Raw genomic sequence first — 21,413 nt, forward strand, 5'->3', positions numbered from 1 at the left:
GCACGGTAAGCAGTACGGAGAGTTGACCCGGTATGCAGATGACTTTGTGGTGATTTGCAAAACGAAGCGGGATGCACAGCGGGCGCACAACCTCATCCATGCCATTGTGGAGCGGCTAGAACTTACACTGCACCCCACAAAGACGCGAATTGTTGGGCTATGGACGGGTGAAGAAGGGTTCGACTTTTTGGGTATGCACCATCGCAAGACGAAGGCGGAGACATCGAAGGGACGGGTATATTACACGACCCAGCAGTGGCTCTGCAAGAAAGCCGAGCAGCATATTCGAGATGTCATCAAGGAGCGATTGGCGCCGCCAAAGGCGAGGGTACAGTCCATTGAACAACATGTACAGTGGCTGAATCCGAAGATACGGGGCTGGAAGAATTACTACGGCACGCCGTATAGCACGAGGAAGATGGCAAAACTTGACTTCTACATCGGTCAGCGGCTTGCGAAGTGGTACGCGAAGAAGCGACAAAGACGAAGATGGATGAGTAGCTATCGCGAAGTCAACGTGATCGCGAAACAATGTGGATTGTCCACACTTGTGTAATCCGTAACGCTCATGAATGACGAACATCGGAAAGCCGTATGAGGGAAAACCTCACGTACGGTTTGATGAGACCAGCTATGAAAAGTCAAGTGCTTTGTCCAAGTTTTAAGAGCTGAAAGGAAGTGATGCCAAAAGACAATAGCGGGCCAGGCCAGCGATGCGCAAGCCTGTGGTCGGAATATTCAGATCAGTCCTGCCGGCTAAGCTATCGGTTGATATGGCTTGTTGTCACGAAGGACAGCGTAAACAACGTATATCAACTTACGGCATACTGCACCAATTGCCGTTAGAGGATGTTTCCCTTCTGACAGTTTTTTCTGGTAAAAGTCATGGAAAATCGGATTGTGTTTTTTTGCTGCGTTCGCTGCTAGCCACAATGCTCGACGAAGATAGGGAGAACCCCTTTTCGACATCTTGTTCCGGTTACCGGTGAATTCGCCGGATTGCCGTACAGTTGGGTCGATCCCTGCATATGCGACGAGCTTGACACCACTGGAGAATCGGGAGATATCGCCGATCTCGCCAAGAATTGCGGCGGCCAGTACTGGGCCGATACCCGGAATAGTTACCAGGTTGGTGTCAACTTTGGCCAGTTGCTCACTAATAGCCATGTCCAGCGTCTGGAGATGTTCTTCTGCAAGCTTGATCTGTTGAATCAGCAATTTCACTTGGAGTCGAAACGCATCAAGAGCGATGTCGATGCCGAAGGAATTCTGGGCTGCGGCTTGTATCTCTTCCGCCTTGCTACGACCTAGCTTTCCGCGACTATGCTTTGTCAGCAAAGTAGCAAGCTCGTCGGTATCCAGTTCAAGAATTTCTTCTGGTGTTGTGTACTCCATGAGCAACTCGGCTGATGCCTTGCCGAAGAGATCGGAAAATAGTTGCTCATATTCCGGGAAGAGAACGTCGAGCACCGCAATGACTTGTCGTTTTAAGTCCGCAATATGGTCCACTATGGTGAACCAGAATCGGCTAAGCTGGCGCAAGGCGATGATAGGTTCGTCGGCCAGTTCTGTAGTTGTGTAGCGTCCGAATCGAACGATTTCAGCGATGATGAACGAATCCTTCGTATCGTTCTTGGTTTGACGGATGTACAAATTGCGAAATGCATCCGATTGAATCGGGTTGATGACCTTTGCCACAACACCGTGCTTGCGTAAGAACGTATAAAGGGAAAGCCAGTAATGCCCAGTGGCTTCCATGGCCACGACAGATTGGGTTAATTCGGGATCGTGACGTTGAATCCAGGTAAGTAGTTTTTGGCCGCCGGCTTGACTGTTGCTAAATCGGAGTGACGCTCCAAGAACCATGCCACGCTCGTCAACAATGCATGCTTCATGATGGCGTTTGGCAATGTCAATACCGATGAAATACATGACAATAACCTCCAAGTCGGTCGGACCCGCACGCCTTACGAGCAACAACCTAGTTCGAGATACGAAGACCTGGGCATCTACCCGGCAACATCCAGCTCATTCGTTTACTCTCGTAAGGAGGGGACCACATTCTCAGTCAACGAGAACGAAGTCTCAAGGAGGGGAACGTAGTACCCCGACCACTACGAGAATTTTATCTCAAAAAACTTGGGGAGTACTTGACTTCAATATACTAGGAGGGGCTGAAATTCAGCCCTTCACTCTAGGGGGCGGCGATGGCACCTGGTGGGATGTCTTAATAAGACGGATCAACTGAAAAGCCGCGGGATAAGGTCGGAAAAATACCCTATTTGCCGCCTTAGGCCGCGATTTCCGGTGATTTTGCGGGCATAAGTAAAATTCCTGCACTAAATGCCCCGAATCCCCGACAATGTCACAAATAAGGCAGAAAACGTGCACTATGCGGCCTGGCCCCCCGGCACCGCACCCCGGCCACGGGCCCATCACCCTCCGTAGCCACTCGCGCGCCCCCTGCCATCCACCTGCATGTCCTAATAAGACATATCAACTGAAAAGCCGCGGGATAAGGTCGAAAAAATACCCTATTCGCCACCTTGGGCTGTGATTTCGGGTGATTTTACGGGCATAAGGTAGAATTCGTGCACTAAATGCCGAGAATCCGCTGCAATGTCACAAATAGGGCAGAAAACGTGCACTATGCGACCTGGCCACCGGCACCGCACCCCGGCCACGGGCCCATCACCCTCCGAAGCCACATACGCGCCCCCTGCCACCCACCTACATGTCCTAATAAGACATATCAACTAAAATGCCGCGGGATAAGGTCGAAAAAATACTCTATTCGGCACTTTGGGCCCCGATTTCCGGTGATTTTGCGGGCATAAGGTAGAATTCGTGCACTAAATGCCCCGAATCTGCTGCAATGTCACAAATAAGGCAGAAAACGTGCACAATGCGGCCAAATTCTCTTGTGCACGAAAGCTGCCTGGTCACTGGCATGTATCCAAGACGGTGAAGGCTACGCGCCACAATAACAACAGATTAGCGGGAGTGGGCTCCCGCCGCTAGGTGGGGGCAACTTGATGTTTGTTTACTGATGGAATCACAAGAGGGGGAATGGATTTGGCTTCCTGTCACCCTTCGACTAGCGTAGACGTCGTCGTTTTGTTTTTGTATTTCTCGCCCCATATTTTCATCTGCAAGATGATCGGCACAAGCGTGCGTCCGAATTCCGTAAGTGAATATTCGACTTTCGGCGGAACTTGGTTGTACACTTCGCGGTGGACAATGCCGTCTTTCTCCAGTTCACGCAACTGCAGTGTGAGCATGCGCTGCGTAATCGCCGGGCAGATTCGGCGGAATTCGTTAAACCGCTTCGGCCCTTCAACGAGATGGTACAACAGCACACCCTTCCACTTGCCGCCGATGACGTCTAGCGTGTATTCCACCGGACAGCCTTCATCGTTCGGGCAGTGCCCGTAACCGCTCTTGCGGTCGCGCATGCGTTCCACTCCTTCGCTGATAACGGTATAAAAAGTAATACTATATAACATTAATGTGCGTACTAACGATTTTATAGGATATGTACTATACTCGCAACCATAGTACGTTTCAATACTTAGAGGAGGGCATTGAAGTGACGAGTACAACCATGAAAGCAGTTGGTCTATATAAATACTTGCCTATTGATCATCCGGAAAGCCTGATCGACGTGGAAATCGAGAAGCCAACGCCGACTGGCCGTGATTTGCTGGTTCGGGTCAAGGCAATCTCAGTCAATCCGGTTGATGTTAAGGTGAGAGCGCCGAAGGATCGGACGGAAACGAAGCCGAGAGTTATCGGCTGGGATGTAGCGGGTGTTGTGGAGGAGACGGGGCCGGACTGCACATTATTCAAACCCGGCGATGAGGTGTACTATGCTGGCAGTCTTGTTCGGGCAGGAGGAAACAGTGAGTTTCATCTTGTCGATGAGCGGATCGTTGGGTTCAAACCGGCAACGCTGGACTTTGCGCAGGCAGCCGCACTGCCGTTGACGTCGCTTACGGCGTGGGAGGGGCTGTTCGACCGCTTGGGGATTTCATCCGAGCCAGGTAGCAATCCAGGCCGGACCATTCTTATCATCGGGGCGGCCGGGGGTGTTGGTTCGATTGCGATCCAACTGGCTAAATACGCAGGGCTTACGGTTATCGGCACGGCTTCGCGGCCGGAATCGGCTGAATGGGTGAAAGGACTGGGCGCCGACCATGTGATTAACCATTTCGAGGACTTCGTTCCTCAACTCAAGGCGCTTGGCTTGGAAAGTGTCGACTACATTTTTTGCCTGAACAGCACGGAGAAACATTGGAGGAATATGGCGGAGGCCATTGCGCCGCAAGGGAAGATCTGCTCGATTGTCGAGACGGACGAATTACTTGATTTGACGCTGCTGAAGAACAAAAGCGTTACCTTCGTTTGGGAATTCATGTTTACTCGTTCGATGTATGAGACAGCCGACATGATCGAACAGCACAAACTGCTCAACGAACTGGCAGGACTTGTGGACCAGGGGATCGTCCGGACGACGGTGAACGAGAAGTTGGAGCCGATTAACGCCGAGAACTTGCGAAAAGCCCATGCGATGCTCGAATCGGGAAGTATGGTTGGGAAAGTCGTTCTGGAGCATTTTCGTTAATTTTTATAGGCTTTTGTATGGCACTGCGCTGACGAATGGATTGGGATGTACACTCGACAGCAAATGACCATTTAACGAGGATAAACGAGTCAATGATTACCGGCCAAGAGCCTATCCGAAAACCCCTGTAGAGGGGAAACAATTGCATGCGAAGGTGAAATGGGGCATGGCAAGCGGCGAGAACGATTCATCGACGAGCGGGTTCGTTCGACGATGAATCGTCTGATCCGATAGCTCGGATCCGCCGCTTTCTCCTCTCTTATCGCCTGACGCACGCAAATGAAGAACGTATTCGCGTTCTTCGACTTGTTCTCGAACGATCGGGGAAGTCGTATCCCTCATCCATGCGCAAATGTTACGGGTTCTTTTTGTCCGGTTTCGGACGCGGCACAGCTGATGGGATCTAGCAGTTTCATAGCGCGATGATTCCCCCCAGCGTCTCCGAAGGTACATGCGCGCCCATTGGCACCCTGCGTGTCTTAATAAGACATATCAACTGAAAAGCCGCCGGATAAGGTCGGAAAAATACCCTATTCGCCGGCCCAGGCCCCGATTTCCGATGGTTTTCCGGGCATAAGGTAGAATTCATGCGCTAAATGCCCCGAATCTGCCGCAATGTCACAAATAAGGCAGAAAACGTGCACTATGCTGCCAGGCCTTCGGCACCGTCCCTGGCCGCCGCCCCGCCACCCAGCCCATCACCCTCCGCAGCCGCACGCGCGCCCCTTGGCTGCCGCCTGCATGTCCTAATAAGACATATCAACTAAAAAGCCGCCGGATAAGGTCGGAAAAATACCCTATTCGTCACCCGGGGCCCCGATTTCCGCTGATTTTCCGGACATAAGGTAAAATTCATGCCCTAAATGCCCCTAATCTGCTGCAATGTCACAAATAAGGCAGAAAACGTGCACTATGCTGCCAGGCAGGCCTCCGGCATCGGCCCGGTCGCCGCCCCGCCCACCCAGCCACATGCGCGCCCCTTGGCTCCCATCTGCATGTCTTAATAAGACATATCAACTGAAAAGCCGCCGGATAAGACCGAAAGAATACCGCGGAGAAAGATATATTTGAATGAGCGTTTTGCAGAATTCGATTTTTCACCGTTTCTCGCACATATATAGTGTACGAACTATCAATGGAACACTATATATAGTGTCAAATGCGTTGTGAACGTTAATTCTGCAAAACGCTCGAATTAGTCGCTGAGATATACTAGGGATACTGAAGTCGTCATAGATTTTGGGTGTGGGCTCACTTTGACCATTGGTCGGTGGGCCTGTAGACATTCAACAATCGGTGGGGAAATGAATGATGGATTTAGGGAGTATGTTCGAGTTCGCGGTCGGTCGGCATCCTTTTGGCGTCGCCCTCGTGGAGGGCGGGCACTCGTATACATTTCTTGCGCTCAATCAGGAGGTCAACCGGGTCGCTAGTTCGTTGCGTAAGTTGGGAATCGGTCGGCGAGATCGCGTGATGGTATTGTTGAAGAATCGGCGACAAACGGTGTGTTTGTTTTGGGCGATTCAAAAGTTGGGTGCCATTTTCACACCTGTGAATTATCACATGTCGATACAGGATATTCAGCATTGTGTGTACGATGTGGAACCTAAGGTCATTGTATTTGAGGCGGTCGCCGAAGCGGCGGTTCGGAAATTGAGGCTGGAGGAGACCCCCATTTTTATTAGCCTCGAGCCCGACGATGGCGATATTTCGTATGACGAACTCGTACACAGCGGCGAGGATACGTTTGACGCGGTGCCAGTGGACGACGACGAAATCGCGATTATGCTGTACACGTCGGGGACGTCGGGGGTGCCAAAGGGTGTGCCGAGATCGCACAAAAACGAATACGCCTCAACGCTTGCGCACATCATCCAAAATCATTACGATCCGTTCGACAGCACACTTGGGATTATGCCGTTATATCACACGATGGGCGTCCATTCGCTATTAGCCATGACCTTTTTGAACGCAAAGTTTGTCGTCGCACAGGACGTCAGAGACGAGTCTGTACCGGAAATTTTGTGCCGCGAGAAAATCACCTGTCTCTACATGATTCCAACGATGTACCGGGATTTGTTGGCGAATCATCGGATTGAAAATTATGATTTATCCCATTTGCAAAAAATAGCCTACGCTGGTGCCCCGATGCCGGAGGCGCTTGTCTCCGATTGTTTTCGGGCCCTTCACCCTCAGCGATTTGTCAATCACTATGGAAGCACGGAGATCCACACGTTGACAACGTGTGCGTATTTACATCGAAAACCGGGCAGCGCGGGCAAACCGGGTATCAATCAGTGGATTCGTCTGATGTCACTGGATCCGGATGCCACGGTAAATGACGGAGTCAAGCGCGGCGAGGTTGGACAGGTCATCGCCCATCTGGGTTCAGCCGAAGCATTCAAGGGATATTGGAACCGGCCGGAGGTGACGCGGCAGGTGATTCAAGACGATTGGTACCTCACAGGAGATTTAGGTGTGTTTGACGATGAGGGCGATTTGTTTGTTGTTGGGCGTGTAGACGAGATGGTCATTTCCGGGTTGGAACGCGTCTCCCCTGCGAAGGTGGAAGAGGTTTTGAGCGGTCATCCCGATGTTCTTGAGGTGGCGGTCGTTGGGGAGCAAGACGAACATCTGGGGCAAATCGTTGTCGCCTATGTTGTGCCGCGGTGTGAGCAACTTTCGCCGCTGGAATTAGACAGGTATTGTAAACAAAGCGGCCGGCTCTCCACCTTTGAACGGCCGAGAAAGCACGTGTTTGTCGAGCACCTGCCGAGAAGTGCGACTGGGAAAGTGATGCGGCGAGCGCTTTTGAGTACCCGAGAAAAGTGATGTTGAGCTTTTGTGGCCCACACTGAACGGAAGGGATGGTGGCAGACCGTGAGTGACATTTTGATTGTCGATGACGACGCGACTTCGCGACGGGAGATTTGTAGCTTATTGTCGGAAGGCGAGTACAATTATCTGCGTGTTTGCGAGGCGGATACCGCTCAAAGAGGGTTGCTGTTGGCGCGTCAGGTTCATCCGTCGATTATTCTATTGGATCTCTCTCTGCCAGACATGGACGGCATCGAGTTTGGGAAAAAGGTGGTGGCGCAGCATCCTCAGATTCACGTGGTCGTGTGCAGTCACCTGAAAATGTTTGAGATGGTGTATGAGGCCATCAACGCAGGGTTCTCGGGCTACCTGCTAAAGCCGGTCGTCAAGGCCGTGCTATTTTCGATGCTGGGTCGACTGATTCAGTCGAAGCTGATGAAAGATGCAGGGGACGTCACAGAACGTGGCATTCGGCCACAAACTGACGATGCCGTAGATTTCGGCAATCCCATTGATAGCGCTATCGCCTACATCGCGAAACACTTCAGTGAACCAATTTCTCTGCAAGACGTTGCAGAACGCGTGTACCTCAGCCCGTCTCACTTCAGCCGTTTATTCAAAGCGGAAACGGGCACGACGTTCATTGATTACTTGACAAATTACCGCATTCAAAAATCAAAAATATTGCTTCGAGTGACCTCGCTTCCAGTTGAAATCATTGCGAACAACACAGGATTCTCCAATGCGAGTTATTTTTCAACCACATTTAAGCGCTTGGAGGGTCGCACGCCAACGGAGTACCGACATTTGCTGATGGCTTTGAAGAACCGTGAGGCAGTGAATTCAACAAAAAAACAAAGTTCTTCTGGCGTGAATATCTAAAGTGGCCCACACGAAGAAATGTATAATTTATGTAAACCCTTTCTCTCCGTTTACGAGCCGTGCGTTGACAAACGGATATCCGTCGATGGTGATATGGGGCCATCTGTGATGAAAGCGTTTGCCAATGCGACTCCAACTTTATCCGTGGAGGCTAAGCAATGGATGCAATCATGCAGAAATACGAGCAACTCGGGGAACTGCTTCACTCGTTGAAGCGCGTTGTGGTCGCGTTTTCCGGTGGTGTGGACAGCAGCTTCCTACTGAAGGCGTCATTGGAGTTTCTCGGCAAAGATGCCGTGCTCGCGGTGACTGCAGACTCAGAGACGTATCCGGAGCGGGAACGTGATGAAGCCATTCAACTTGCACGCGAACTTGGTGCGCATCACAGGGTGATTCAAACCAGCGAACTCAATATTCCTGGATATGCGGAAAATCCTACAAACCGCTGTTTCTTCTGTAAACAGGAATTGTTCTCTCACCTCATCCCGATTGCGAAACAGGATGGGTATGAACATGTGGTCTTTGGGGCCATTGCCGATGATTTGGGTGAACATCGTCCGGGGCTGCGGGCTGCCCGTGAGGGTGGTGTCCGCGCGCCGCTTATGGAAGTGGGACTGAAAAAGACCGAGATCCGCTATCTCTCCAATAAGTTCGGGCTATCGACCTGGGATAAACCATCGTTTGCCTGCTTGTCGTCGCGGATTCCCTACGGCCAAGTGATTACGCTGGAAAAGCTGTCGATGATTGATAAGGCAGAGGCATTCTTGATGAAACTGGGGTTTCGTCAAGTGCGTGTGCGTCAGCACGAGGGTAAGCTCGCGCGGATTGAAGTGCCGCCTGCACAACTGAGCGACTTGGTCGCGGTAGCGGATTTGGTCGTCGAGAAATTGAAAGAGATTGGCTACACGTATGTAAGCATAGATTTGCAAGGCTATCGATCCGGAAGTTTGAACGAAGCACTTTAAAAATTGATGGAGGATACCTCTGATGCGTTCCTATCGGTCCGTTCTGGAAGCTATACAACTCGGTGAACTCTCGGTGGACGAAGGACTTCGAGAATTGAGTCAGTCGGCGGTGGAAGATATTGGATTCGCGCAGATCGATCACGATCGCACTGCGCGAAGAGGGTTCGCGGAAGTCGTCTATTGCGAGGGGAAAACCCCTGAACAGTCCGCCCTCATCATGGCGCGGCTCGCGGCCAGAGGGGAGAGCAATGTCCTTGGAACGCGCGCGACCAGGGAAGTCTTCGAACTGTTGAAGAAGGAAGTGCCGGATGCCGAATACGACGATGTCGCCCGCGCGGTGGTGGTCAGACGAGGAGAACAGGCGAGTCTGGGTTCGGTCCTGGTCGTCGCAGCCGGAACGTCTGACTTGCGTGTGGCTGAAGAGGCGGCGCTGACGGCGTCGCTCATGGGAAGTCACGTGGAGCGCCTGTACGACGTTGGTGTGGCTGGTCTTCATCGGTTGTTGCGGCAGCTAGATCGCCTTCGAACCGCGCGAGTTCTGGTCGTGGTCGCCGGCATGGAGGGGGCGTTGTTGAGCGTTGTGGCAGGCCTTGTCGACAAACCAGTGATTGGCGTACCAACGAGCGTCGGGTACGGCGCACAACTGCAGGGGCTCACGCCCATGCTCGGGATGTTGACATCGTGCGTGCCAGGCTCGTCTGTGGTCAACATCGACAATGGGTTTGGTGCAGGATACCTGGCAAATATGATCAACCGGTTGGGGGAAGCGTGATGGCGGTCGCGAAAATTGAATGTTTTGCAGGTGCCAGTGGCGATATGTTCTTAGGGGCATGGTTCAATTTAGGGGTGCCGGTGGACGAATGGCGCAGCCAACTCGCGCAGTTGGCGGTCAATGAGGAGTACGAAGTCACGGTGGAAGCGGTCACAAAGCAGGAGATTGCCGCCACTCGCGTACAGGTTCGCACGCAGCACAGTCACCACCATCGCCACCTCCCGGATATCGCGCGGATGATTGATGCGAGCGAGCTTCCGGAAATCGTGAAAGAAAAAAGTCAGGAGGCGTTTACCCATTTGGCTGTCGCTGAGGCATCGGTTCATGGGACGACGCCAGACAAAATTCACTTTCACGAAGTCGGGGCTGTCGATGCCATTGTCGACATTGTGGGCTCCATGTTGGCGTGGCACCTGCTCGGTGAGCCGGATTGCTTTGTCTCTCCCATTGAAGTCGGGGGAGGTACGGTCCACTGTGATCACGGCCTGATGCCGGTCCCAGCACCTGCGACCCTCGCACTGCTCAAAGGATATCCCATCTACTCTTCGGGAATCTGGGGCGAGACGACGACCCCCACCGGGGCTGCCATTATCCGGACCCTCGCACAACCGCTGCAGAAGAGACATGTGTTTATCGGCGAGAATATCGGCTACGGTGCGGGTACGAAGGACTTGCCCGTGGCGAATGTCCTGCGAATCCAATTAGGTGAACGGGGCAGCGTTTGGGGAAGTGCTGTCCACCAGCACGGACCCGAGCACAACCATCATCACACGCATGAGCCTTCACATGAGCACGCCTCCTTATCAGGCGTTGCGAATCTATCATTTTAGGAGATGTGATAGAGAATGCGGTTAATCAATACGGTCGCGCGCATTATCGATGACAAGTGCACCGGTTGCAAGATCTGTGCACAGGTCTGTCCTACGCTCGCAATCACAATGGAGCCGATTCCGGGAAGTAGAAATCGAAAACTCGCCATCGTTGAGGATGATCAGTGTACAGGCTGCACCGCGTGTGAGCAACGGTGTCCGTTTGATGCCATTTATATGGAAAACATGGAGGAATCGCGCGTTATCGGTGTCAATCCGGCGCAGATAGAGCAGGAAAGACTCCAACAGCTGTGTTATGACGCGCATCTTCATCCTGAGCAAGTTGTCTGTTACTGTACGGGCACGCGCGCTGAGGAAGTGGCGGCCGCTATCCTTCTCGGTGCGGATACACCGGATAAAATCTCGATGGCGACAGGGCTTCGGACGGGGTGCACGGTGGAGTGTTTGCAACCTGCGATGCGGCTCTTGAATGCCGCGGGCCATCACCCCGAACCGCAGAAAGGCATGTACCAATGGTACGGAGCGACGCCGACGATTTGGGACATTCCGGAGGAAATCAAGGAGAAATACGCGCAAAGAGGTTTTTATTTTGATGACGACATCGAATTTATGAAAAGAATTCGGAACTATCAATCGAATGCCGAAGCACCATCTAATGTGTCGAAGGGAGAGGTGAAGTGATGCGTCCATCTCCGATTCAGCCACTGCCTGCCAGGCCGTCGCGTTATGGCATTGATCCGCAGCTGGTCAAAAAGCGGTTTGCCGAGTTGCCAGGTATGACCTCTGTTACATTGCGCGAATTGTTTCCCGATAGCCCGAACGTCATCTACCCCAGTTCCGAGGGCATTGCGGCCATTCGCCGGGCGACAGAGGAAAAAATGGAGAAGATGGACCTGTCGATGATTCAGCCACATCAAAGTGTCAACGTGCTCGCGTCGCACCACGGGTTCACTTTGCTCGGCGGAGAACCGTATGCGGAGGTGCTGCGCACCATCTACGATGTCGTGAAACGGCGAACGGGTGCCAAAGAAGTACGACTCCGCGCAGGCGTTGGACTGCGCTTTCGTGAAACAGAGGAGTATATCAAGCGGTTTGCGCTGAAGCAATATTTCGATCGCGCCCTTGGCATGGCCCCAATTGACGAAGGCATTCCGATTGAGACGGAGATTGGTACGTTGTACGGCTTAAAGCGCGCGTACGATGCGGATTGGATCATCCACGTACACAATAGTGACGTGCGGGAAGTCCACTTTCATCGCCAAGTCGATCGCGCTGTCAAACCGTTCGGCATGTCCTACGCACGCATTGAAACACGTTCGACTTATCACCAAAACCTCGGTCCACGCGCTGCCAATTTTACAGCGAGAGCGATCTTTGAATCCCCCTTTGTCCAGCGCAAATTTGTTGGGGCAATCTTCATGAACATGTCCCCAAGCGGCGTTGTCAGTATTGAAGCAGATAATGACCTCTACAAGATCAATGACACCGTGACCCTGGATGGCCTTCGATATTATGGGAAAATCTTTCACCTTCTAGGGAGAATCGACGAGTGTATTGTTGGGCTGGACTTCCCATGTCCGGTTCCTTACGTCTTTTCGGCAGGTGTGATTTACTGCAACTTTGTCGGTGCGAACGTCGATTTGTTTGATCTCGACGTCAAACTTCCCCCGTACACCTGGTATACAGAGGCGTTTTACGGCAAGGACGGTCGTCCACTTTTGCCTGACATTTCTCCTGTCAACCCGGCGATTCGCATGGTGATCCACAACTATGCCTGGATTGGCTATCCCAGTGCGTTCTTCGCGCAACAACTGCCGACGCTGGTGGTGGGCAAAGAGCAGGCGGAACTGTTCGAGCACGACCCTCAAAACATGGAATACATGAAGTACGCGATGGTTGCCGACAACCTGGAAGACGCAATGCGGTTTGCCTATCGAACCACAGGGACGGATAAAGTGCTCGTGTTCGACGGTGCAGTGGGCGGTATGAATGTCAGTGCCTCATTGGCCGATCACTTAATGAAGGAAGCACCCGCGGCGAGTGCATACGTCGAGTCGGTTTTGATGCCGAAATGGTTAAAGCAGCGCGGAATTCATGTGTTTGCGTAGGAGGCGTTGCGCATGCAGACGATGATGGATCTTCGTGATCCGCTGTTTCAATCGCTCCGTCATCAGACGTTCACCGCCCGGGTGATTTCCACTGGAAGTGGCGTGCTGGCGGGGGCGCAGCACGCTGCAGACCTGTTAGAAGAGACCGGTTGCGAGTTGCTTGGCCTGGAGAATGACGGCCGACTGTTGCAACCAGGGGATGTCATCCTCTCGTTTCGCGGGTCGGCGAAACAGGTGGCGATTGCCGAAGACCGCGTGCTTGGGGCCATGATGGTGCCGTCCGGCTATGCGACGCGCGCCCGCAGACTCAAGCTCGTGGCTGGAGAGCACTTGCGGGTGGTCTGTGGAGGGTGGAAGAAAATCCCGCAGGCCTTTAAGCCGGGGTTACACGCGGCGTTGGCTGCAGCGGGCATCGGAATGCGGATGGTCGACGGGCCGTTTGTCTATATTGACAAAAATTATGTGCGGATGTTTGGCGGAGTCGCTCAAGCGTTGGCTGCAGCAGCGCAGTTCCCTGATCGATCGAAAGTCATTCAACTGCGCGGGGACTTGTGCCCTATTGAGGAGGAGGCGCGTCAGGCAGTGGACGGTGGGGCACAGGTCGTGATGATTGACACCGGCCGGTTGCAAGATATCGCCACGGTGCAAAACGTCTTGGTAACGCTTCGCGCGCGTGCGTCCATCCGCATTGCCTTCGCTGGCAGTGTCACTGAGGACAGCCTTCTGCTTTTGCGTGAATTGCCGGTCGATCTCGTCGACGTCGGCGCGGCCGTCCTCGACGCGCCGATGGTGGATATGCGCGTCGAGGTAGTTTCCTGACTTGAATCACTCAAACAGTGCTTCAGCGCTGTTTGACGGAAAGCGGTGAATGTATGGAGTACAGTCTCTTGAACAAGACCGAGTTGCGGCTGACCGAGGTCTATTTACAGGACTGCGACTTATCTGCGATTGCGAGGACCGTTGCCTCCGTGCTTGGCCTTCCGGCGGATCGCGTGTTTGTCATCGATGTTCGCGAAGACCATATTGCGCTCGATTTGCTCGTGCAGTCGATGGAACACAGTCAGTTCGTCGGCAAAGAAACCGACTTACTCCAGGCGGTTGGCTCCCTTCCCGGCGTGCGGCTTGGGTCACATGCAGGGGTTCACTCGGAAGGTGTGCTGGGGATGATTGCCCTGACACCCGCGGAAGGGATGCAGGTAGCGAAGAAGAGTTTGCAGATGGGGCAGGAGATTCAATCGAGCGTTCGCCGTCGGGTGAAGGTGTTTCCGACAGGATTTGAAGTGATCGAGAGGATGATTGAAGACACCAACACGCCGTATTTGGTGAAGACGCTTGGTGAAGCGGACTGCATCGTGCACGCGGGTGATCCGCTGCCTGATGATGTGGATGTGATTGCAGGGGCTTTTCGACGTGCTGTAGAGGCAGGGTTTGGCTGGATTATCACGACCGGCGGCGTGGGCGCAGAGGATAAGGATTTCAGCGTCGAAGCGCTACTTCGCGTATGTCCCGATGCAGCCACACCGTACATTGTAAAATTCGGTGAGGGCGGTCATCGGCACGTGAAGGATGGCATTCGCATTGGTGTTGGCAAAGTCGGCCTGAGTTACATTGTGACCTTTCCTGGTCCGCACGACGAGGTTCGGCTGTGCACCGACATGCTTCTTTCACAATTACTTGCAGATCCAGACCCGATTGTGCTGGCAGAGCAGATTGCGCATGGGTTGCGAGAACGTTGGCGCAATACGGTTGGTGTACATCAAAAAGGGCGTCATCACCATGCCTGAGTCATTTTGGAGGAACCGATGATGGTGGTGCAGTTTGACTGTTTTGCAGGCGCGACAGAAACCGCGATGACTGGGGCATGGCTGGCACTGGGCGTCGATGTAGCGCAACTCCGCCAGGTGCTGGCTCCATTTGTACCGGAAGATATTTCTCGCATCCAGGTGTGTCGCGTTGGGGTCAATGGCGTTCAAGCGGCGCGCGTGACTGTCGACGTCGTGGGGGCAGAGGAGCGCTTGTCGTTTGCGCGTGCGCGCACGATGATTCGCAGCAGCAGTCTCCCTGCGCCCGTGGTGGAGAAAACAGACGCCGCCCTGCAGGCGCTGGATACTGCGAGACAACAGGTGGCTGGAGCTTTGCAAAAGGACGATACCTACAAACATGACATGGACATGGGCGCGCTCGTCAGAATCGTCACCGCCATCTCAGGATGGTATCTGATAGGGGAGCCCAACTGCCAAGTTTCGGAGGTCGTAGTGGGCACCGGTGTCGATGTATCGTCGGACGGATTGACATTCAACCCGTCGCCGGTGATTGCAGAGCTGTTGACCGGATTTGTGACCCGTTCCCGCGCTGGCGGTTGTGCCTTGGTTTCAGAGCCAGCTGCAGCCATTCTGCGAAGTCTGTGTAGGCGGGGGCCTGCGGCGTCACTGGTGACGGAGAAGATTGGCTATAGTACAGACAAGCGGGCGACTCCGGTACCCGATCTCATGAGAGTTCAACTGGGGCAGGCGGTTTCTTCTTCTCCAATGGGTGAATCTCGCAAATCTGTACCGGGACAGTTCATTGTCGAAACGAACATCGATGACATGAACCCTGAGTGGGCGGGATACATTGTCCCGCGCTTGTTAGAAGTCGGCGCCTCCGATGCCTATTTAGTGCCCATCATTATGAAAAAGGGGCGACCGGGCATTCAACTGCGCGTATTGTGCCGAGGAGATCGATTGGAAGTCGTGAAACACGAAATTTTTCGCCAAACCTCCTCCATCGGGCTGCGCTACTATGAAATTCAAAAGGAAGCGCTGTCTCGAAGATTTGAAACAGTGGATACGCCGTACGGGGAAGTCACGGTGAAAATCGCTTACCGCGGGGATGTAGTGCTCAATGTAGCGCCGGAATATGAAGACTGCCGGGCACTGGCACAGGCGCATGACGTTCCGCTCAAACTGGTCTATCAGGCCGCACTTCGTCAGATTGAGCTTCAGGCGCTTCAGTCGCAGGGATGACCTACGACAACGTGAATCACTGCTCTGCGCAGTATGTCACGTGGCAGATGACAGAAATGTGGTGATGGGTATGCCTTCATGGTTTGCTGTGCTAATGTCGGCGCTGCCCATCCTGGTTGCTTTGATTTTACTGATTGGCTTCAAGGTATCCAGTTTGCGCACGGCCGTGTGTGTTTACGGTCTGGCTGTCGTGCTGGCAGCCATGAAAACGCCGTTTCAGATGCCACTTGTCGCCATTGGTCTCGCATCCATACAGGGGTTGTTACTTTCCCTCGTGATCGTACTGGTGCTCATTTTTGGATTGTTGTTGTACAACGTCCTACAGGTTGGCGGTGCCATTGAGACTATCTCGTCGGCATTTACAAGACGCGCGCATCTGCCAGTTCAGCAGGCGCTTCTGATTTCCGCTGCACTTGGCCCGTTTTTGGAGGCGACGAGTGGATTTGGTATTGGGATTGTGATTGCAGCCCCTTTGTTCTTGGCTGTTGGATTTTCTCCGAGGAAGACGGTCCTGTTGTCTTTACTGACGCAGACGGCGGTTCCTTGGGGCGCTTTAGCGGTAGGAACGGTCATCAACGCAGAGTTGTCGAATGTCTCACTCCACGCACTCGGGATGACGAGTGCACTTGCGACCATCCCGCTGTACCTGATGTACACCGTTGCAGTGGTTTTGATTTACCGGTTGTCGTGGACTCAGGCGTGTCGGTGCTTTGTAAACACATTGCGGCAAGCGTACCCGGCAGTGGTTTCCACGGTGGGTTATATCGCCATGTCGACGGTGATGCAGAAAGCAGGCATGATCAATTGTATTTCAAGCGCCATCGCTTTTTTGTTCGGAGGGAGCTTTTTGCTTGTCTCGCCGCTCATCGGTGGGCTTGGTGGATTCATCAGTGGCAGTAACAGCGCGGCCAACGCCATGTTTGCGCCATTTCAGAGCGCCATGGCCCATAAACTTCACAGCTCGGCGTTGCTGTATGCTACGTCTCAGAATGTCTCTGCTGCCAATATGAGTTATGCTTCCCCGTCTCGCATTTCGCTGGCGACGGTCGTTTCGAAGCAGGTGGGGAGAGAGGGCGAGTTTATTCGGAAAGTTCTTCCCTTGTCCCTGGCAGCAGTAGCGATTGTGATTGTCTTTAACGTGATGTTTTGGGTATTCATCAAATCGTTTTGACATGTTCAGTGGAGGGAGCATCGCCGCGTGGATAGAAGCTGGATAAAATACATGCTCGTCGTCGCTCTCTTACATGCCATTGGAATTGGAAGTCTCATCGTTTGCAGCCGGCGCGATCCGGCATTGTTCGGTCTGGGCGTACTGGCCTACACGTTCGGTCTGCGCCATGCGTTCGATGCGGATCACATTGCAGCGATTGACAACACCGTCAGGAAGTTGATAGAGCAAAAGGAACGCCCGTCGGGTGTGGGATTTTATTTCTCCATCGGACATTCGACCATCGTGTTTGTATTGGCGATTGGGACAGCATTGGCTACCCATTGGGTTCAACACAGCGTTCCGCAACTCGAAAAGTACGGGGGGTTATTGGGAACCACCATCTCCGGCGTCTTTTTGCTGCTAATTGGTGGGTTGAATCTGATTGTACTCATCAGTATGTGTCGACTGTTTACGGCGATTGGCCGCCGGGAGTTTCACTTAGACTCCATGGAGACGTTATTGCAATCGCGAGGTTTTTTCAGTCGCTTCCTCACGCCATGGATGAAGTTTATCAACAAGAGTTGGCATGCCTACCCTGTCGGGGTGCTCTTTGGTCTCGGCTTTGATACCGCTACGGAAGTGGCGTTGTTGACTATCTCGTCTCTCGCAGTGAGACAAAGCCATTCCGTCATCTCTGTTTTGACACTTCCCATTTTATTTGCGGCTGGCATGAGTCTGTTGGACACCGCCGATGGCATATTGATGGTTGGCGCGTATCGGTGGGCCTTCACGACCCCGTTGCGAAAGCTGTACTACAACTTGTCCGTCACAGGCTTGTCCGTCGCTGCAGCAGTTTTGATTGGATTGGTTGAAGTAGGGCAGGTCATTGGCGAGAAGGGTGGACTGAAAGGGCCGTTTTGGGGCTGGCTACAGGGTATCGACTTCGGCGAACTGGGCTACTGGTTGTGCGCATTGTTTCTGGTGACGTGGGCCTTGTCGTTCGGCGTTTGGAAGGTGTTTCGCTTTGAGTCCAGGTGGTCTCACCCGTGAAGGGAGCGTGTGCCATGCGATGCGGCATCCGGGCCGGAGACGGGGCCGGGGAGCGGGCTACTTTGTCGGAATCCGGCCTAGGCGTTCGCAATTTGGCGTTGCAGCGTTTCGAGTTACATCCTTCCTCCGAAGGTGCATGTCCGGCCTCTGGCACCCTGCCTGCATGTCCTAATAAGACATATCAACTGAAAATCCGCCGGATAAGACCAGAAAAATGCGCTATTCGGCGCCGGTGGAGCGGATTTTCGGTGATTTTGCGGGCATAAGGTAAATTCCATGCACTAAGTACCCCGAATCTGCTGCAATCTCGCAAATAAGGTACAAATCCTGCGCTATGCGCGTGCGATTGTCGGCTCTCGCAGTTGGCCGATGCGCGCATGGCCGTCTGCTTGCATGCCTATGCAGACATTCCTTTCGTCCGCGCACGCGGCACGCGCATCGCTACGTCTGTGTCAGGGTCTGCGTCATCACCTGCGGGTCACCAAGACCCCATATGCGTATCCGAAACTCGTCAATCAACTGGAGACTTTGTGAGTCCAAGCAGATCCCAGATAAACAATCACAGATAGTGTCGCCAGGAGCAGGAATGTGAATCCAGCCAACAGCCAGAGATTTTGGTCCACGCTCAACTGGTCCATGCAGTAACCGAAAATTCCCGGCAGGGCTGCACCTCCTACGCCGGCAAACACGGTGACCCACCGTGTGACGCGTGACCCTTGTCCTGGAAATGTGTGATTTGCGTAGACTAAGGTGACCACATAGATACCTGACATGCTGAGTCCGATGAAGCAACTAATGACGTAAAACAGGCTGATGCTTCGCCAACTCGCCATGACCATGACAAATAGGAGCGTTGCACCGATGCTGGAAAGAAGAAACTGCGAGTAATTTACTTTTCGAATCGCCCATCCAGTTAAGGTGCGGCCAACGACCATAGACGTCCAAAATGCCGTCACTGTGAGGGAGGCCACGTCCGCCCTTTGCCCTAAGTAAGACATGAAAATGGCGGGGAGGAAGTTGTTAAAGCATGATTCTAGTCCGACATAGAGTAAGATCATGAAGAGAAAGAGTGCCATAAATACAACCTTGGATTGCGTGCTTGTAACCTTGGGGGCACGCGTGTAAGCATCCATCGGCCCTTCGTTTGCATTTGACTCCGGGTTGATTGACACAAACGGCCAAGCGAGCGAAATCAATAGCGCAAAGATCCCGACAATCCAAAATCCCACTTGCCAAATGTGTACGGCGAGAAGTCTACTTTCACAAAGTGGAATGATGAGACAGCCTAAACCGAATGCGACTTCCAGTCGACTCATGATGACCGCTCGTCGCCCTTCAAACCATTCGATCATCGACGAAGCAATCGTGGTCTGGGTCATGGCCAGACCCACCCCGTTCAAACACGACATGAAGAGGGCGACTGGCAACAATGGTAGACAGCCGATGGTGGTTTCCGCGATGCCGATACACAAACCTGCTAGTAAGATGGCGATTCGGTGTCCATATCGCTGCACAACGATTGTGGAGGCAGGAACGCCAAGTAGATAGCCGGCGAATTGCAACAGCACAAATACCCCGCCTAGTGCGTAGGACACATGGTAGTGCGCGAGGAAGGGTGCCAAGACCGTTCCAAGCATGGCGGTAGCCAGCCCATTCATGAAATACATTCCGCAGGACATCCATACATATGCCCGCACGTAGCATCTACTCCTTAAGTGGCGCTCGATATACGTGTTGTGTCACGGGTTGCGGCCACTTACTCGGTCGTCGCCGGTCACTCGACTCCAAACGAGGAATTCGACGGGACAGGCAATCTCCGAATTTTTGCTTTCTATCGCGTAATGACCTCATCGCATGGCGCCCAACAAATTTACGATCACGCCGTCTCTGTCTAAAAGTACCTCTAAAACTACCTTCGTAGCGTCACGGCGTCGGTAGCCGCAGTGACCTTTTGTGTGCGCGAACAGTTGCGGCAGAGTAATGAGGGTAGACGCATTTCGTATGGATTATACGGCCAGGGAGCTCGTGTATTCAACGATTTGATTGTAACGACTCGGATCACGGGGTGATTCAGAGGATGTCCGTGATGCAATTGAGAAACTCTACGGGCCCTTGAAGCACTGGGGTATCAAGGCTCAATTTCGCAAATTAAAAATTCCATTTGACCATTTCTTTGAACCGTGTTATTATACATCTCGCTCTCCTATATCGCAGCTTTTCGCGATGTGGACTAGCGTAACAATTTATGTCGAAGTGGCGGAATCGGCAGACGCGCACGTTTGAGGGGCGTGTGGGGAAACCCGTGCGGGTTCAAGTCCCGCCTTCGACACCATTCGGTTCCAAGGTGAGTCTTATTTGTGTCCGTAGCTCAGCTGGATAGAGCAACAGCCTTCTAAGCTGTGGGTCGCGGGTTCGAATCCCTCCGGACACGCCAAAGACATGCGGGTGTAGTTCAATGGTAGAACTTCAGCCTTCCAAGCTGATAGCGTGGGTTCGATTCCCATCACCCGCTCCATTGTAACTTATTTGGAACAAGGGCGCGTGTAAGTTACAGTGTCCAGTAGCATCGTCTTGTTTCAACGATGATGGACGAGTATTCTCCTGTCGATGTGGGGGTATAGCTCAGCTGGGAGAGCACCTGCCTTGCAAGCAGGGGGTCGTCGGTTCGAATCCGTCTACCTCCACCACATTCCTCGATAGCTCAGCGGTAGAGCATCCGACTGTTAATCGGAGGGTCGTAGGTTCGAATCCTACTCGGGGAGCCAATTTGCTCCCATAGCTCAGTTGGCAGAGCGCATCCATGGTAAGGATGAGGTCACCAGTTCAAGCCTGGTTGGGAGCTCCAGATCATGGCCCCATGGTCAAGCGGTTAAGACACCGCCCTTTCACGGCGGTAACGCGGGTTCGAATCCCGCTGGGGTCACCACGAGTGGGCGCTTAGCTCAGCTGGGAGAGCATCTGCCTTACAAGCAGAGGGTCGGCGGTTCGATCCCGTCAGCGCCCACCACACGCGGAAGTGGCTCAGGGGTAGAGCATCGCCTTGCCAAGGCGAGGGTCGCGGGTTCGAATCCCGTCTTCCGCTCCATGATGAGGCGTTTATCAGACGTGGTGCGCGATATCACGTCAGCCTCGTGCGGCTATAGCTCAGAGGGAGAGCACCACCTTGACACGGTGGGGGTCATAGGTTCAATTCCTATTAGCCGCACCATC

General features: G+C 53.2%; 17 protein-coding genes and 10 tRNA genes (1 of these 27 running past the window's edge). 24 read left to right on the forward strand and 3 right to left on the reverse strand.

Going from position 1 to position 21,413, the window contains the following annotated elements; all coding sequences use genetic code 11:
* Window positions 1-556 carry the end of a group II intron reverse transcriptase/maturase gene (ltrA, locus tag K1I37_RS09565; RefSeq protein WP_021295804.1) on the forward strand. 737 nt of this gene lie to the left of the window's left edge, so 556 of the gene's 1,293 nt are visible here — the last part of the coding sequence; the start codon falls outside the window, past its left edge; its stop codon occupies window positions 554-556.
* 200 nt (window positions 557-756) lie between these two features.
* Here the strand turns inward: ltrA and K1I37_RS09570 are convergent, their stop codons facing one another.
* Both K1I37_RS09570 and K1I37_RS09575 read right to left on the reverse strand, forming a co-directional pair.
* Window positions 757-1,932 carry an IS110 family RNA-guided transposase gene (locus K1I37_RS09570; protein ID WP_021295803.1) on the reverse strand — a complete coding sequence of 392 codons (1,176 nt, stop codon included), beginning with the start codon at window positions 1,930-1,932 and terminating at the stop codon, window positions 757-759.
* 1,154 nt (window positions 1,933-3,086) lie between these two features.
* Window positions 3,087-3,455 (reverse strand): winged helix-turn-helix transcriptional regulator, encoded by a 369-nt coding sequence (locus tag K1I37_RS09575; protein WP_021298375.1) that lies wholly within the window; start codon window positions 3,453-3,455, stop codon window positions 3,087-3,089.
* 134 nt (window positions 3,456-3,589) lie between these two features.
* On the opposite strand from K1I37_RS09575, the gene K1I37_RS09580 reads away from it, so the two are divergent.
* The 13 genes from K1I37_RS09580 (at window position 3,590) to K1I37_RS09645 (ending at window position 18,203) form a co-directional block, all read left to right on the forward strand.
* The gene (locus K1I37_RS09580) at window positions 3,590-4,624 is read left to right on the forward strand and encodes a zinc-binding alcohol dehydrogenase family protein (protein WP_021298374.1); all 1,035 of its coding nucleotides are present in this window, start codon (window positions 3,590-3,592) and stop codon (window positions 4,622-4,624) included.
* 1,311 nt (window positions 4,625-5,935) lie between these two features.
* A complete protein-coding gene (locus tag K1I37_RS09590) occupies window positions 5,936-7,456 on the forward strand; it encodes a class I adenylate-forming enzyme family protein (protein WP_021298360.1) in 1,521 nt (506 codons plus the stop codon).
* Between the two features lie 48 nt (window positions 7,457-7,504).
* The gene (locus K1I37_RS09595) at window positions 7,505-8,323 is read left to right on the forward strand and encodes a helix-turn-helix domain-containing protein (protein WP_021298359.1); all 819 of its coding nucleotides are present in this window, start codon (window positions 7,505-7,507) and stop codon (window positions 8,321-8,323) included.
* Window positions 8,324-8,481: 158 nt separating this feature from the next.
* The gene (gene larE / locus K1I37_RS09600) at window positions 8,482-9,288 is read left to right on the forward strand and encodes an ATP-dependent sacrificial sulfur transferase LarE (protein ID WP_021298358.1); all 807 of its coding nucleotides are present in this window, start codon (window positions 8,482-8,484) and stop codon (window positions 9,286-9,288) included.
* 22 nt (window positions 9,289-9,310) lie between these two features.
* Window positions 9,311-10,060, forward strand: a complete 750-nt coding sequence (gene larB, locus K1I37_RS09605; RefSeq protein WP_021298357.1) for a nickel pincer cofactor biosynthesis protein LarB — start codon at window positions 9,311-9,313, stop codon at window positions 10,058-10,060.
* Complete coding sequence (gene larC, locus K1I37_RS09610) at window positions 10,060-10,890, forward strand: nickel pincer cofactor biosynthesis protein LarC (protein ID WP_021298356.1); 831 nt, start codon at window positions 10,060-10,062, stop codon at window positions 10,888-10,890. Before larB ends, larC begins: the two co-directional genes overlap by 1 nt.
* A gap of 15 nt (window positions 10,891-10,905) precedes the next feature.
* Window positions 10,906-11,571 carry a 4Fe-4S binding protein gene (locus K1I37_RS09615; protein ID WP_021298355.1) on the forward strand — a complete coding sequence of 222 codons (666 nt, stop codon included), beginning with the start codon at window positions 10,906-10,908 and terminating at the stop codon, window positions 11,569-11,571.
* On the forward strand, window positions 11,571-12,998 hold the full coding sequence (locus K1I37_RS09620) for a hypothetical protein (RefSeq protein ID WP_021298354.1): 1,428 nt from the start codon (window positions 11,571-11,573) through the stop codon (window positions 12,996-12,998). Before K1I37_RS09615 ends, K1I37_RS09620 begins: the two co-directional genes overlap by 1 nt.
* 12 nt (window positions 12,999-13,010) lie before the next feature.
* Complete coding sequence (locus K1I37_RS09625) at window positions 13,011-13,817, forward strand: beta/alpha barrel domain-containing protein (protein ID WP_021298353.1); 807 nt, start codon at window positions 13,011-13,013, stop codon at window positions 13,815-13,817.
* 68 nt (window positions 13,818-13,885) lie between these two features.
* The gene (locus tag K1I37_RS09630; RefSeq protein WP_021298352.1) at window positions 13,886-14,782 is read left to right on the forward strand and encodes a molybdopterin-binding protein; all 897 of its coding nucleotides are present in this window, start codon (window positions 13,886-13,888) and stop codon (window positions 14,780-14,782) included.
* Window positions 14,783-14,803: 21 nt separating this feature from the next.
* The gene (gene larC2 / locus K1I37_RS09635) at window positions 14,804-16,003 is read left to right on the forward strand and encodes a nickel pincer cofactor biosynthesis protein LarC2 (RefSeq protein ID WP_021298351.1); all 1,200 of its coding nucleotides are present in this window, start codon (window positions 14,804-14,806) and stop codon (window positions 16,001-16,003) included.
* A gap of 70 nt (window positions 16,004-16,073) precedes the next feature.
* Window positions 16,074-17,174, forward strand: coding sequence for an L-lactate permease (locus tag K1I37_RS09640; RefSeq protein WP_021298350.1), 1,101 nt, complete (start codon window positions 16,074-16,076; stop codon window positions 17,172-17,174).
* Between the two features lie 51 nt (window positions 17,175-17,225).
* Entirely contained in the window at window positions 17,226-18,203 is a 978-nt protein-coding gene (locus K1I37_RS09645; protein WP_051189645.1) for a HoxN/HupN/NixA family nickel/cobalt transporter, read from the forward strand.
* Between the two features lie 515 nt (window positions 18,204-18,718).
* On the opposite strand, the gene K1I37_RS09650 is transcribed toward K1I37_RS09645, so the two are convergent.
* Window positions 18,719-19,900: an MFS transporter gene (locus K1I37_RS09650; RefSeq protein WP_081654268.1), complete on the reverse strand. Its 1,182-nt coding sequence runs from the start codon at window positions 19,898-19,900 to the stop codon at window positions 18,719-18,721.
* Window positions 19,901-20,450: 550 nt separating this feature from the next.
* On the opposite strand from K1I37_RS09650, the gene K1I37_RS09655 reads away from it, so the two are divergent.
* The 10 genes from K1I37_RS09655 (at window position 20,451) to K1I37_RS09700 (ending at window position 21,411) form a co-directional block, all read left to right on the forward strand.
* Window positions 20,451-20,535, forward strand: a tRNA-Leu gene (locus tag K1I37_RS09655).
* Between the two features lie 25 nt (window positions 20,536-20,560).
* Window positions 20,561-20,637 (forward strand) — tRNA-Arg (locus K1I37_RS09660).
* A gap of 7 nt (window positions 20,638-20,644) precedes the next feature.
* Window positions 20,645-20,718 (forward strand) — tRNA-Gly (locus K1I37_RS09665).
* A gap of 96 nt (window positions 20,719-20,814) precedes the next feature.
* A tRNA-Ala gene (locus tag K1I37_RS09670) sits at window positions 20,815-20,890 on the forward strand.
* A gap of 3 nt (window positions 20,891-20,893) precedes the next feature.
* Window positions 20,894-20,968: transfer RNA gene (locus K1I37_RS09675), tRNA-Asn, on the forward strand.
* Window positions 20,969-20,972: 4 nt separating this feature from the next.
* A tRNA-Thr gene (locus K1I37_RS09680) sits at window positions 20,973-21,048 on the forward strand.
* A 6-nt stretch (window positions 21,049-21,054) separates the two neighbouring features.
* Window positions 21,055-21,129 (forward strand) — tRNA-Glu (locus K1I37_RS09685).
* A gap of 5 nt (window positions 21,130-21,134) precedes the next feature.
* A tRNA-Val gene (locus tag K1I37_RS09690) sits at window positions 21,135-21,210 on the forward strand.
* Between the two features lie 3 nt (window positions 21,211-21,213).
* Window positions 21,214-21,288, forward strand: a tRNA-Gly gene (locus tag K1I37_RS09695).
* Between the two features lie 48 nt (window positions 21,289-21,336).
* Window positions 21,337-21,411: transfer RNA gene (locus K1I37_RS09700), tRNA-Val, on the forward strand.
* The last annotated feature ends 2 nt before the right edge of the window (window positions 21,412-21,413 follow it).

The sequence above is a fragment of the Alicyclobacillus acidoterrestris genome (genome assembly GCF_022674245.1).
Classification (GTDB): Bacteria; Bacillota; Bacilli; order Alicyclobacillales; family Alicyclobacillaceae; genus Alicyclobacillus; species Alicyclobacillus acidoterrestris.